Raw genomic sequence first — 13,606 nt, 5'->3', positions numbered from 1 at the left:
GTCGCGCAGGCGCGTTATCTGTTGTGGGTGTGCGCCAGCATTCGCTACCCCAGCGGGGTGTGCGTGCACGATGTGCCACAGTCGCCGGCGGTCTAACATTCAGACATGGTTTCCCTACCCACCCTGCTGACGTTCGCGCTCGCATCGATCGCGCTCATCGTCATTCCCGGCCCGACCGTGCTGTTCGTGATCGGGCGATCGCTCGCGCTCGGCCGGCTCGGCGGGTTTCTCAGCGTGCTCGGCAACGCCCTCGGGCTGATTCCAGTGATCGTCGCAGTGTCACTCGGGCTCGGCGCCATCGTGACCCAGTCGGTGCTGCTGTTCACGATCGTCAAGTTCGCCGGCGCGGCCTACATCATCTATCTCGGGGTGCAGGCCATTCGCAAGCGGCGTACGGCCGCCCAGCTGAGCGAGGCCCGGGTCACGCGCAAGACCAAGTGGCGACTCGTGCTCGAGGGCTTCGTGGTGGGGCTGAGCAACCCCAAATCGCTCGTATTCTTCATCGCGGTGCTGCCACAGTTCGTGAATTACCGGGCCGGGGATGTGCCTCTGCAACTCGCGGTGCTCGGGCTGGTGTTCGTGGTGCTCGCCCTGCTCGGCGACAGTACCTGGGCTCTTGCCGCCGGCACTGCACGGGCCTGGTTTGCTAAATCGCCCAAACGCATCGAGACCCTGTCGTCGGCCGGTGGCGTGATGATGATCAGCCTTGGCGGGGTGCTCGCCGCGACCGGCGCGCGCTCCTAGCTCACAGCCACCGCACGCGGCGCAACGGCACGCACGAAGGCGCCGAGCCGTCGGTAGACCTCCTGCGATTCGGGATGCGTGTCGTCCTGCTGCCAGGTGTGCTTGGTATTGACGCTGCGCCGCCCGTAAATGAGGGTGTCGACGCGAATCGCGCGCGCCCGCAGCGCCTCGATGAAGTTGAGGTTGGCGCGGTAGAAATAGTCCCGCTCCGAGGTCGTGACGAAAACCGGCGGAAAGCCCCGGTCGAGCCACTCGATCGGTGACATGAACCGTGCTGCCGTGCGCAGGTGCAGGCCGCGGCCACGCTCGGGCAGCAGCATCCGCACAAAGTTGAGGCTCAGTACGAACCCGCGGTCGAACAGCACCGAGAAATCGGCGATGCTGCAGTGCTGCACCAGGCCGCGCAGGTTACGCGCCGCGACCGGCGGGCGAATGCCGTAGTGCTCGGCGAGTTCCGGCGCGTAAGCCGCGGCCGTGAGCAGCGCCGCGATGTGGCCGCCGGCGGAGTCACCGCCGAGCACGACGCGGGTCGGGTCTCCCCCGTAGGCGGCGATGTTGCGGGCGACCCAGTCGAGCACCGCGTTGCCGTCCTGCAACATGTGTTTCAGTTGAAACCGGGTGGCCATGCGGTAGTTTGCGTTGACCACGATCATGCCCGCGGCGGCCTGGCTCGCGCAGTATTTGGTAAGCGGATCCTTGTCGCCCGAGGTCCAGCCACCACCGTGAAAGTACACGTAGACCGGAAGTGGCTCCGCGCCTTGTTCGCGTTTGGGCGCGAGCACGTCGAGCCGGTGAATCTTCTCGCCATCGCCGACGTAGTCGAGGTCCAGGTCATACTCGACCGAATCGATCGGATGCAGGTTGAATTTATGCACCGGGGTCGCCCGTCGCAGCATGAGCGCGCGCCAGGCCCAAACCGGCAGCCGGCTAATGCCCGTCTCCCGGTGAGCCGACCGGTCGACGGTCACCCCGTCGGCGTGCAAGCGGATGCCGTGCAGCCAGGCGCGTGCCGAGTGCTCAGCGCGGGTGGGGCCGGACGAAGTCGGGGGCTCTGCGGGGAAAGGCGTAGGACGAACAGTGTTTATCAGTTTGCCGGTGCTACTCACTTAATCGAGGCTAAGTCGACTCTCCCGAATGCTCGCTGGGAAGTACCCCATTTGGGGGCAACTCTCGGCTTCAGGTGGCTGGTCTTGCCGTACGTTCACGCAGCGGATGCCCCGCCCGCAACCCCGGTCGCTTCCAGCACCGCGCGCGCGAGCGTGTGAAAGTGCAGGTTGAAGCCCAGAACGCCCGGGGTGGACTGGGGGTCGAGGTCGAGCGTTGGCACATCGACGGCGTGCACGATGAACTGGTAGCGGTGAGTGCCGGTGCCGGGTGGCGGTGCGGCGCCGGCAAACGAGGTGAGGCGCATCTCGTTCGGGAGCACGAGTGCGCCGGCCGGCAGGGCGCCGCCAGAAGGAAGGCTGGTCACCGCAACCGAAAGGTTCGCCACGGCCCAATGCCAGAACCCAGAGCCGGTCGGAGCGTCGGGGTCGTATACGGTGAGGGCGAAACTCTGGGTTTCGGGCGGGTACCCCGACCAGGACAGCTGCGGGGAAACATCCGCTCCTCCGGCCTCGGCGCCGTATTGGGCTGGGCGCAGCGGGCCGCCGTCGGTCATGTCGGTGCTCGTGAGTGAGAACTGGGGCACCTCGCCGAAGCGGGCGAGTGGGTCTTTTGTCATGCGTGGCCTCCGGTCGATCTGTTGCGAGACAATCAGTGCGGCCAGCCTACGCGCGCACCTCGTCAGCGCGCACCTCGTAACAATGGTGCCCCCCGGTAAAATGGGCCCATGGCCATTCCGAAGATTCTGCTCTATTACATCTTCACGCCGCTGGCCGACCCGGAGGCCGTGCGGCTCTGGCAGCGCGACCTGTGCGCCGGACTCGGCCTGCGCGGGCGCATCCTCATCTCGAAGGATGGCCTGAACGGTACGGTGGGCGGCGACCTGCCGGCGATCAAGAAGTACATCCGTAAGACCCGCGACTACCCCGCGTTCAAGAGCATCGATTTCAAGTGGAGCGAGGGCACCGGCCTCGACGAGAGCGGCCAGAGTCTGGACTTTCCCAAGCTCGTGGTCAAGGTGCGCGATGAAATCGTGAGCTTTGGTGCGCCCGGCGAACTGCGCGTCGACCAGACGGGAGTCGTGGGGGGCGGCATCAAGCTGCAGCCGGCCGAACTCAACGCGCTGGTCGCCGAGCGCGGCGACGAAGTGGTCTTCTTCGACGGGCGCAATCGGTTCGAGGCCGAAATCGGCCACTTTCGCGATGCGGTCGTGCCCGACGTGGAGAACACGCGTGAGTTCGTGGCCGAACTCGACAGCGGTAAATACGACCATCTCAAGGGCAAGCCGGTGGTGACTTATTGCACCGGCGGCATCCGCTGTGAGGTGCTCAGCGGCCTGATGAAGTCGCGCGGATTCGGCGAGGTGTATCAACTCGACGGCGGCATTGTGCGTTACGGCGAGGCTTTCGGTAATGAGGGGCTGTGGTCGGGTTCGCTCTACGTCTTCGACCAGCGGATGTCCATGGACTTCGCTCCCGACGCTGCCGTGCTCGGCACTTGCCAGGTCTGCGCCGCACCGACCACGAACATGCGCAACTGCCGCGACGTCTCCTGCCGGGAACAGTTGGTCGTGTGCGCTACCTGCGTGGCCGCCGCGGCTCCGGCCTGCGCCACCCATACGTCGCGAGCGATCGAGACGTCGCCCGCAACCTGAGCGGCCCGATTGCGAGCACGATCAGCACCAAAACATCAGTAGAGAGTTCCGGTGCTGGCACACGCTGTGCTTGGATCGTGGTGTGACCTACGACGCGCTGGCTGTTCGCACCCATTTTCCCGCCCTCTCCACCGGCATCGCTCATTTCGATGGGCCGGGCGGCACGCAGACCCCGCGGCAGGTCGGCGCGGCGATCGCACTGACCCTCACCCGCCCGCTCTCGAACCGCGGCACAGGCAGCCTGCCCGAACGCAACGCGGACGATGCGGTGACCGGGTTTCGCACCGCCGCAGCAGACCTGCTCGGCGCCGAACCTGACGGCATCGTCTACGGGCGCAGCGCGACAGCACTCACCTACGATTTCTCCCATCATCTTTCCCGCGCGTGGGGTCCCGGCGACGAGGTCGTCGTCTCCCGCCTGGATCATGACTCGAACATCCGGCCGTGGGTGCAGGCGGCCGCCCGCACGGGTGCAACCGTGCGCTGGGTCGACTTCGACCCGTCCACCGGCGAATTATCCGCCGACGCGTTCGCCGTCGTCGTTGGTCCAGCAACGCGCCTCGTTGCCGTCACAGCCGCATCGAACCTGATTGGAACCCGCCCACCGATCGCGGCGATCGCCGACGTGGCGCATGCCGCTGGCGCGCTGCTCTACGTTGACGGTGTGCACTACACACCGCACGCCCTCGTCGACGTCAAGGCGCTCGGCGCCGACTTCTTCGTGTGCTCCCCGTACAAGTTTCTCGGCCCGCATTGCGGCGTACTCGCCGCCTCGCCGGAACTCTTGGAAGGCATCCGGCCTGACAAGCTCGCAACGTCGACCGATTTGGTGCCCGAGCGATTCGAGTTTGGCACCCTCCCCTACGAACAGCTCGCCGGCGTAACGGCGGCCATTGATTTTCTCGCCGCGCTCGTGCCGAGCTCGCCCACCGCTGGCGCCGCCGCCCCCACCCGCAGGGAACGCCTCGTGGCGTCCTCGCACGCACTCGAAGCGTACGAAGCAATATTGCTCGCCCAGCTTGAAGCCGGGCTCGCTGCACTGGCCGGCGTGCTCGTGCATTCCCGCGCCGCTCGGCGCACTCCCACCGTTCTGGTGACTTTCGCCACCCATTCGGCCGCTGCCGCCTCCGCGTTTCTCATCGACCGCGGGATTCTGGCTCCGGCCGGTTCGTTCTATGCCCGAGAAGCGAGTCGGCACCTCGGCCTGGGCGATGATGGCGGACTGCGCATCGGTCTCGCCCCGTACACCACGGCGCACGAAGTCGAGCGGATACTCGACGCGCTTGATGACTTTCTACGGCCGTAGCGATGTCGCCGGAAAGCCCGCTCTCGCTGCGGATGCAAGGGCGCTGCCGGCCCTAGGCTGGTCTCACTACAGAGGGGAGTCGGATGTCTGCCGGCGCTGTTATCGAATTTCACAACATCAGCAAGCACTTTGGTGGGGTCACCGCGGTCAACGAGCTCTCCTTCACTGTTGAGCCGGGGCGGGTCACCGGGTTTCTCGGACCAAACGGCGCCGGTAAGACCACGAGCCTGCGTATTCTGCTCGGGCTGGTCGCAGCCAGCAGCGGCACGGCCACGTTCGGCGGCGTGCGCTACCGCGACCTGCCGCATCCGCTCGAAACGGTGGGCGCAGCCCTCGAAGCCGCAAGCTTTCATCCGGGGCGTACCGCCCGAGGCCACCTTGGCGTCTATGCGATCGCCGCCGGACTGCCGCGCACCCGCGTTATGGAGGTGCTCACCCAGGTGGGCCTTGCCGCCCACGCCGCCCAGCGCGTCGGCGGCTACTCGCTCGGCATGCGCCAGCGCCTCGGCCTGGCCTACGCCCTGCTCGGGGACCCAGGTGTGCTCGTGCTCGACGAGCCGATCAACGGGCTGGACCCGGAGGGTATCCGCTGGATCCGCGGGTTTCTGCGCGACATGGCCGCCGAGGGCCGCACCGTTCTGGTCAGTTCCCACCTGCTTTCCGAGGTTGCGCAGAGCGTCGATGACGTCGTTATCATCGCCCGCGGTGAACTCGTGCATCTCGGCCCGCTGTCGAGCCTTGACACGGATGCCGCACCGCAAACGATCGTGGATTCTCCCGACCGCGAGAACCTTGCCGCAACCCTGACTGCGGCCGGCATCAGCTTCTCGATCGGCCGCACCGGGCTTCTCGCCGCGACGGGCGACCCAGCCCGGCTCGGCCACCTCGCGTTCGAAGCCGGGATCGAACTGAGCGTGCTGCATCGACAGAAAGCCGGCCTCGAAGACTCGTTTCTCGCCCTCGTCGGCGGAGGCCACTCACTATGACCATGTTCCTGCGGTGCGTTTCGGCCGAATTCGCCAAGATTTTCACGACCCGCTTGTGGTGGATTCTCGCCATCGTCCTGTTTTGCTACATTGGCCTGCTGGCTGGTGGCCTCGCGGCACTGTTCGCCGGGATTCAGACCGGTGTGATCAGCCCGGATGCCGTGAACACCGGTGGCGGATCCACCGATCTCGGCAGCCTCCCGGCGCTGATCTACAGCTTCGCTTCCTCGGTCGGCTACGTCTTTCCGGTACTGCTCGGTGCCCTTGCGACGACCGGTGAATTTCGCCACCAGACCCTCACCCCCACCTTCCTGGCCACACCCCGCCGCGGCCTCGTGCTCGGAGCGAAGACCGTGACGCTGATCCTGGTCGGCGCGGGCTTCGGGGTAGTCGCGCTGGCGGCATCCGTTGGTCTCGGTGGCGGGGTGCTGAGCGCGTTCGGGGTGGATGCGCTGCTGATCGACTCGGAAACCTGGCTGCTTGTCGCCCGCACCTTGCTGGCCATGGGCCTGTGGGCAGCGATCGGCGTGGGCCTCGGGGTGCTTGTGCCAAACCAGGTCGCCTCGATCGTGATCGTGCTGGCCTTCACCCAGTTCGTTGAACCGCTGCTGCGGCTGGCAGCATCTTTTCTCGAGGTCACCGCGACAATCGGAAACTTTCTGCCCGGTGCCGCAAGTGATGCGCTGGTCGGGTCGAGCTTTCTGAACCTCGCGAATCCGTCTGCTTCAATGCCCCTGGACTGGTGGCAGGGCGGCCTGGTACTGCTCGGCTACGCCCTGGTCGCCACCGTGATCGGCTATGCCGTGAGCTGGAAGAAGGACGTCACCTAGCCAAACTCCCTCAAACAGGGGATCGTTCCACCCCTGTTTGGGGGAGTTTGCTCCTGAGAATCCCTCACTAAGCTCCGATTTGTGCGGTGGCTACCCTATGGCTGCGAAGAAAGCCAAAGTGAGGACTCTCTGGTGAGCGCGATATTTTATGCCCGCAATTGGCTCTTGGCCGTGGTCGCTTCTGCGGCACTCGTTGCGAGCGTCCTAGCAGTGCCCCTACCGGCCATCGCCGATAGTCGCCCCGCGGATGCCGCCGTTCCCGTGACGGTATCGGCCGACTCGCTCCCCACCGCGCAGATCAATGGGGTCGTCTGGGCACAGCTTATTGTCGGTGACACCGTCTACGTCGGAGGCGAGTTCACCCGCTCGCGCCCCGCTGGCGCTGCCGCCGGCGTGAACGAGGTCGTGCGCAACAACCTGCTGGCCTACAACCTCACCACCGGTGTTCTCGTGGCCTCCTTCAATCCCAATGTCAACGGCGCTGTCCGCGCCCTGACCGTCTCGACCGACGGGTCACGGCTGTTCGCCGGGGGCGCTTTCACGAGCGTCGGTGGCGTGAGCCGGTATCGCGTCGCCGCTTTCGACGTACAAAGTGGCGCTCTTGTTCCCGGCTGGGCGCCGGTTCTCAACGCGGGCGTCAAAGCGCTCACCTACGCGGGCAATAGCGTCTACGTGGGTGGCACATTCACGTCAGCTAGCGGTCAGTCCCGCGCCAGGATGGCGGCCTTCAGCGGCTCCACGGGGGCTCTAGTGCCCTGGTCGGGCACGCCGGCCGGCGGCAGCATCAACGCCCTCGTCGCCTCACCAGACGGCAGCAAGGTCATCATTGGCGGATCCTTCACGACCTATAACGGCGGTTCCAACCCCGGATACGGCATGGCCGCAACCGATGCTACGACCGGCGCGTCACTGCCGTGGAAGATCAACGGCCTGATTCGAAACGGTGGCAGCCAGGCGGCCATCCTCAGCCTGACCGGATCGGCCGAGGGCGTGTTCGGCACCGGCTACGTGTTTGGGAACGGCGGCAACCTTGAAGGAACATTCCGTGCCAGCTGGGAGGATGGCAGTCTGATCTGGGTCGAAGACTGCCATGGGGACACCTACTCTGCGGTACCGGCTGGCGACAAGGTCTACACGACCGAGCATGCCCACTACTGCGGCAACATTGACGGCTTCGAACAAACCGAGCCATGGACCTACCACCGCACCCTTGCCTTCAGCATGGATGTCGGCGGCGTCATCACTGCCGACAAGCACGGCTACTACAACTTCAAGGGCACCCCCCGACCCAACCTGCTGGCGTTTTATCCCGACATCAACACCGGGAGCTTCACCGGGCAGGGCCAGGGTCCGTGGCACGTGACCGCCGATACCCAGTATCTGCTCTATGGCGGAGAGTTCACGACCGTGAACAACAAACGCCAACAGGGCCTGGCCCGATTCGCTGCGCCTTCCGTAGCGCCGAATAAGGAAGGACCGCGTGTTGCCAACGCCTCGTTCGCTCCATCGGCGTTCGTGCCATCGGTCGCCTCGTTTGTGAGTGGAGCAGCGCGTCTGAGCTGGAAATCGGCCTACGATCGTGATAACGAGAACCTCACCTATGAGGTGCTGCGCGACGGCGTCGCCGTCACCAGCATGCAGGGACTCTCCTCCGACTGGAACCGGCCGACCCTGTCCTTCTCCGACACCGGACTCACCCCAGGGCAGAGCTACTCCTATCGAATTCGGGTCACTGACCCGTTCGGCAATACGAAAACGGGTGGAACGGCCAACGTCACCATCGCATCCGGCACCCTCAGCGACTATTCCGCGAGCGTCTTGGGAGATTCCCCGCAATCGTATTGGCCGCTAAATGAGGCATCCGGTGCCACGGCCTTCGACTGGACGGGCGGCGCAGACCTGGCCCGAAAGACCGGGGTCAGCCCCGGCGTCCCCGGAGCAATCGTAGACGCTGCCATCACGGCAAGCCGTTTCGACGGCACGGCGACCGGATTCGCCGCGACCAACGACGCCCAGAGCCCTTCAAATTCGTTCAGTGTCGAGACCTGGGTGAAAACCGACACCACACAGGGCGGCAAGATTATCGGTTTCGGCAACAGCAATACCGGCCAAAGCACCGGCTATGACCGGCATGTTTACATGGACACTGGCGGTCGTGTCTGGTTCGGTGTCTACCCCGGCGGAGTGCAGGCGATCACATCGCCCGCGTCCTACAACGACGGCCAATGGCACCACGTAGTGGCCAGCCTCGGCAGCTCCGGCATGTCGCTGTCGATCGACGGCAAGAAGGTCGCGCAGCGCGCCAGCGTCACCTCGGGTCAGGACTACCAGGGTTTCTGGCGCATTGGCGGAGACAGTATCAATGGCTGGCCCAGCCAGCCCCTGAGCGCCTTCATCGCCGCCGACATTGCCCAGGTCGCCGTCTACTCCGCGCCCCTCACGCAGAAGCAGATCGTGGCACACTTTGTCGCTTCCGGCCGAACGAGTCCTGTCACCTCGGCTCCTACCGACGCCTACGGCGCGGCCGTCTACAGTGCGGAACCCGATTTGTACTGGCGTCTGGGTGAAGCCAATGGTCTGAAAGCGAACGACTCATCGGCCTCCGAGCAACCCGGAACCTACTTCGGCCCGGTCACCCTGGGCGCCGCCGGACTTCTGAGCGGCACGAGCAACACGGCCGCGTCGTTTGGCGGCGGAATCGTCAGCAGTGACACTCGGATTGACGCTCCCGGTACCTATGCGCTGGAGGCCTGGTTCAGCACAACGACGACGCAGGGTGGCAAGATCATCGGATTCGGCAGCGCTTCCAACGGATTGTCGGACAACTATGACCGGCACGTCTACCTGCAAGACGACGGTCGCCTGGTATTTGGCACCTGGACCGGGCAGTCCAACACCATCGTGACCGAGTCCACCTATAACGATGGAGCGGCGCACCATGTGCTCGCGCAGCAGTCAGCTGATGGAATGGCGCTCTACGTTGATGGCGCTCTCATCGGTACGAATCCGCAAACGGGCGCCCAGGGGTATTCCGGCTACTGGCGCATTGGTGGCGATAACACGTGGAGTTCGTCGAGCCCGTGGTTCGTCGGCACAATCGACGATGTCGCCGTTTATTCCCGTCCGCTCAGCGGCGCCGTGATCGCGCAGCACTACTCGCTAGGATCCGCTACAAGCGTCCCGCAGAACGAAGCACCGACCGCCGCATTCACTGTCACCTCCGACCAGCTGGCGGTCTCAGCGGACGCTTCGCCGTCGGCAGATTCCGATGGGACCGTCACGGGATTCGCCTGGTCGTGGGGTGACGGTAGTGTCAGCGACGGCCGTACCGGGCAGCACACCTATGCCGCCGCCGGAACCTATTCGATCGGCTTGACCGTCACCGACAATGACGGCGCCACCGACGCGACTACTCGATCCGTCACCGTCTCAGCACCGATGCCGGTGCCAGCCGACATCGCGACGGATGCCTTTACTCGCGAAATCAGCCGAGGACTCGGCTCAGCCGATATCGGAGGCGCGTGGACAACGACCGGCACTGCCAGCAACTACTCGGTGACCGCTGACGCCGCTCACCTGCGCGTAGCCGCTGGAGGGACGGCGAACGGCTATCTGGTCGGTGTCTCGTCGGAGAGCACCGATCTAACGGTCACCACGTCACTGCAACAGGCCACGACCGGAGCCGGTACCTACGTTTCACTGATCGGCCGGCGCGTCGCCACCAACGACTATCGGACGCGGATCAAAGTTCTCGCGACCGGCGCCGTGCAACTGCAGCTCATGCGCGGCGGCACCACCTTGCAGGCGAGCACTATCGCCGGGCTCAGCTACGCCACCAACGATCAGTTGCACGTGCGGTTGCAGGTTTTCGGGACGGCACCGACGACGATTCGGGCCAGAGTGTGGGCTGCCGGCACCACAGAGCCTTCGACTTGGTCGCTGAGCCGGACAGACGCAACAGCCGCCCTGCAGCAGGCTGGATCGATTGGTCTCGCTGCGTATAACAGCGGATCAGCCACGACACCGATGACGGTCACGTTTGATGATCTCTCCGCGATCGCGGTGACGGAGCCGTAGCCGTAGCGTCGGCCGCCGAATTAGGCCGGCAACTTGAGCGAGTCGATGAGATCGGCCGCATGCTGGCTGGTAAGAATGACGCGGGCGAATTCTTCGTCGACGAGGTCGATCACCACGGCAGGGCGGTGACGTTTGATCGACACGAAGTCTTTGCCGCCATGAAACTTCCAGGTTCCCGCGGCCAGGACGAGTGGAATGATCGAGCCGAGAGCACGAATTCCGCGCAGCCAGATCCACGGATCTTGGGTGATAATCACCGAGCGGATATTCTCCCGCTGCACCACGATCGACTCCCTACGCAGCGCGAGGGTTCTTTCAGCGCGCGTCAAGTGGATCTCGAGCCGGTCAGAATGCACGCTCAGGGAAGCCATTGTTCCAGTCTGCCCGTTCGGGGCCGCAAATCTCTTGTTTGAGGCGAACAAAAGCAGTAACGTTCCAGCGCAGGTTCTCTCCAACGGCAGCAAATGCCCTCAGCCGGCCATGCTCATCCGCTCGCCGGGGTCAGGCCCGCGGCGTCGCCGCAGCGGCTGCCTTGGCCGCAGCGGGCAGAGCCTCGAAGATGCGCCCGATGGCGGTCTGGTCGTGCGCGTCGGAGACGAACCAGGCCTCGAACACGCTCGGCGGCAGTGACACGCCACCGTCGAGCATGGCGTGGAAGAACGGTGCGTAGCGAAAGGCCTCCTGGCGTTGCACGTCGGCGTACGTGCGCGGCGCCGACCCCTGTGCCTCGTCGCCGAACACGAAGCTGAACAGGTTGCCGGCCCGTTGCACCCGGTGGGCGACGCCCTCGGCGGTGAGCGAGGCGGAAACGGCCTCAGAGAGGATTGTGGCGGTGGCGTTGAGACGGTCGTAGACGCCCTCGTCGAGCAGGTTGAGCGTCGCGATGCCCGCCGCAACGGCGACCGGGTTACCCGACAGCGTGCCGGCCTGGTAGACCGGGCCGGTCGGGGCGAGAAAATCCATCACGTCGGCTCGGCCGCCGAGGGCGGCGACGGGCAGCCCGCCGCCGATGATCTTGCCGAAGGTGAGCAGGTCGGGCATGTAGAACTCTTCGCCGGCCGACTCCAGACTGCGGGTTTCCAGCCCCCAGAAACCGGCGCGGCTCACCCGAAAACCGGTGAGCACCTCGTCGAGGATGAGCAGAGCGCCGTTCGCGTGCGCGATCGAGGCCAGGGCCGCGTTGAAGCCGGAGTCCGGGGCGACAACGCCCATGTTGGCGGCCGCGGCCTCGGTGATGATGGCGGCAATGCGGCCAGGGTGAGCCTCGAAGGCGGCCCGTACGGCTCCCAGATCGTTGTAGGGCAGCACAAGGGTTTGCGCTGCGGTAGCTGCGGTGACTCCGGCCGAGCCGGGCAGGGCGAGCGTGGCGAGCCCGGAACCGGCCTGCGCGAGCAAGCCGTCGGAGTGGCCGTGGTAGTGCCCGGCGAACTTGATCAGCAGGTCACGATTGGTGAAGCCGCGGGCCAGGCGGATGGCCGTCATAGTCGCCTCGGTACCGGTCGAGACGAGGCGCAGCTTTTCGACCGCACCGACCCGTTCGGCAACGAGTTCAGCCAGTTCGGTTTCGGCGGGAGTCGAGGCACCAAAGGAGAGCCCGAGCGCGGCAGCATCCTGCACGGCCTTGACGACCTCGGGATGAGCATGCCCCAGAATTGCCGGGCCCCAGGAATTGACGAGGTCGACATACTCCCGGCCGTCGGAGTCCGTGACGTAAGCACCCGCAGCCTTGACGAGAAACAGCGGAGTGCCGCCGACCGATCCGAAGGCACGCACCGGCGAGTTGACTCCCCCGGGAATCACGCGGCGGGCGCGATCGAACAGCTCGTCGTTATGGGTGGCCGTGTGATCCGTTGACGTTGACATTGTGTCGGTCATGCTTGCTCCTCCTTGAGCCAGGTGGCCAGTTCAACGGCCCAGTAGGTCAGGACGGCATCGGCGCCGGCCCGGCGGATACTCAAGACTGACTCTTCGATTGCCCGGCGACGGTCGATCCAGCCCTGCGCGGCGGCGGCTTCAATCATGGCGTATTCGCCGGAGACTTGGTAAGCCCAAACCGGAATATCACTCATGGCGGCAACGGCGGCGAGCACGTCGAGATAGCCGCCGGCCGGCTTGACCATGACGATGTCGGCGCCCTCGTCGATGTCGAGCTGAGCTTCACGCAGGCCCTCGCGCCGGTTGGCCGGGTCGAGCTGGTAGGTGCGGCGGTCGCCAACCAGGGTCGAGGCGACGGCCTCGCGGAACGGACCGTAGAAAGCGGAGGCGTACTTGGCCGAATAGGCGAGCACGGCGGTGTCTTCGAAACCGTTGGCGTCCAGGGTCTCACGCACGGCGGCGACCTGGCCGTCCATCATGCCCGAAAGACCAAGCAGCGCGGAACCGGCCGTGGCCTGGGCGAGGGCCATGTCGCGATAGCGTTCGAGGGTGGCATCGTTGTCGACGTGGCCATCCGCCGCGAGCACGCCGCAGTGGCCGTGGTCGGTGAACTCGTCGAGGCACAGGTCAGTCTGCACGACGAGCGCGTCACCGATCTCGTCGACGAGAGCGCGAGTGGCCAGGTTGAGAATGCCCTTGGGGTCGGTCGCGCCGGTTCCGATCGCGTCGCGCACCTCGGGTACCCCGAACAGCATGATGCCGCCGATGCCGGCTTCGGCCGCCTGCACGACGGCCCGGCGTGCACTGTCGATGCTGTGCTGCACGACGCCGGGCATCGACGTGATCGGGCGGGCGTCATCACCTTCGCGCACGAACATGGGGAGCACGAGCTCGGCCGGGTGGACACGAATTTCACTGGCCAAGCGACGGAGTGCACCGCTGGTGCGCAGGCGTCGTGGGCGGATAACAGGGTTGGTCACACCTGTACCCTACGCCGCTCGCCTGTGCGTTTTGTTATCCGGTCGTTACC

Annotated in this window: 11 protein-coding genes; 6 read left to right on the top strand and 5 right to left on the bottom strand. The window is 65.4% G+C overall.

The window, feature by feature from the left end; genetic code table 11:
- The first annotated feature begins 105 nt into the window (after window positions 1-105).
- The gene (locus tag CXY70_RS05745; protein WP_104191424.1) at window positions 106-744 is read left to right on the top strand and encodes a LysE family translocator; all 639 of its coding nucleotides are present in this window, start codon (window positions 106-108) and stop codon (window positions 742-744) included.
- Here CXY70_RS05745 and CXY70_RS05740 read toward each other — a convergent pair.
- On the bottom strand, window positions 741-1,850 hold the full coding sequence (locus CXY70_RS05740) for an alpha/beta hydrolase (RefSeq protein ID WP_233205766.1): 1,110 nt from the start codon (window positions 1,848-1,850) through the stop codon (window positions 741-743). The two genes, CXY70_RS05745 and CXY70_RS05740, sit on opposite strands and share 4 nt — an antisense overlap.
- 95 nt (window positions 1,851-1,945) lie before the next feature.
- Entirely contained in the window at window positions 1,946-2,467 is a 522-nt protein-coding gene (locus tag CXY70_RS05735; RefSeq protein WP_104191423.1) for a YbhB/YbcL family Raf kinase inhibitor-like protein, read from the bottom strand.
- A 108-nt stretch (window positions 2,468-2,575) separates the two neighbouring features.
- On the opposite strand from CXY70_RS05735, the gene CXY70_RS05730 reads away from it, so the two are divergent.
- The 5 genes from CXY70_RS05730 to CXY70_RS05710 all read left to right on the top strand — a co-directional run bounded on the left by CXY70_RS05730 (window position 2,576) and on the right by CXY70_RS05710 (window position 10,701).
- Window positions 2,576-3,502 (top strand): rhodanese-related sulfurtransferase, encoded by a 927-nt coding sequence (locus CXY70_RS05730; RefSeq protein ID WP_104191422.1) that lies wholly within the window; start codon window positions 2,576-2,578, stop codon window positions 3,500-3,502.
- An 82-nt stretch (window positions 3,503-3,584) separates the two neighbouring features.
- Complete coding sequence (locus CXY70_RS05725; protein WP_104191421.1) at window positions 3,585-4,808, top strand: cysteine desulfurase-like protein; 1,224 nt, start codon at window positions 3,585-3,587, stop codon at window positions 4,806-4,808.
- A gap of 83 nt (window positions 4,809-4,891) precedes the next feature.
- Entirely contained in the window at window positions 4,892-5,794 is a 903-nt protein-coding gene (locus CXY70_RS05720; RefSeq protein WP_104191420.1) for an ATP-binding cassette domain-containing protein, read from the top strand.
- Entirely contained in the window at window positions 5,791-6,624 is an 834-nt protein-coding gene (locus CXY70_RS05715) for an ABC transporter permease (protein ID WP_233205765.1), read from the top strand. The genes CXY70_RS05720 and CXY70_RS05715 overlap by 4 nt, the downstream gene beginning before the upstream one ends.
- 132 nt (window positions 6,625-6,756) lie before the next feature.
- On the top strand, window positions 6,757-10,701 hold the full coding sequence (locus tag CXY70_RS05710) for a LamG-like jellyroll fold domain-containing protein (RefSeq protein ID WP_199183380.1): 3,945 nt from the start codon (window positions 6,757-6,759) through the stop codon (window positions 10,699-10,701).
- A gap of 20 nt (window positions 10,702-10,721) precedes the next feature.
- Here CXY70_RS05710 and CXY70_RS05705 read toward each other — a convergent pair whose 3' ends face one another.
- The 3 genes from CXY70_RS05705 to hemB form a co-directional block, all read right to left on the bottom strand.
- Complete coding sequence (locus CXY70_RS05705) at window positions 10,722-11,072, bottom strand: hypothetical protein (RefSeq protein ID WP_104191419.1); 351 nt, start codon at window positions 11,070-11,072, stop codon at window positions 10,722-10,724.
- Window positions 11,073-11,202: 130 nt separating this feature from the next.
- On the bottom strand, window positions 11,203-12,576 hold the full coding sequence (hemL, locus tag CXY70_RS05700; RefSeq protein ID WP_233205764.1) for a glutamate-1-semialdehyde 2,1-aminomutase: 1,374 nt from the start codon (window positions 12,574-12,576) through the stop codon (window positions 11,203-11,205).
- Window positions 12,573-13,556, bottom strand: a complete 984-nt coding sequence (hemB, locus tag CXY70_RS05695; RefSeq protein ID WP_104191418.1) for a porphobilinogen synthase — start codon at window positions 13,554-13,556, stop codon at window positions 12,573-12,575. Before hemB ends, hemL begins: the two co-directional genes overlap by 4 nt.
- Window positions 13,557-13,606: the final 50 nt, after the last annotated feature.

The organism is Cryobacterium sp. Y82, from assembly GCF_002929495.1.
GTDB classification, from domain to species: domain Bacteria; phylum Actinomycetota; class Actinomycetes; order Actinomycetales; family Microbacteriaceae; genus Cryobacterium; species Cryobacterium serini.
Note: the sequence above shows the minus strand (reverse complement) of the source record. Positions and strands in the feature narration are given on the sequence as shown.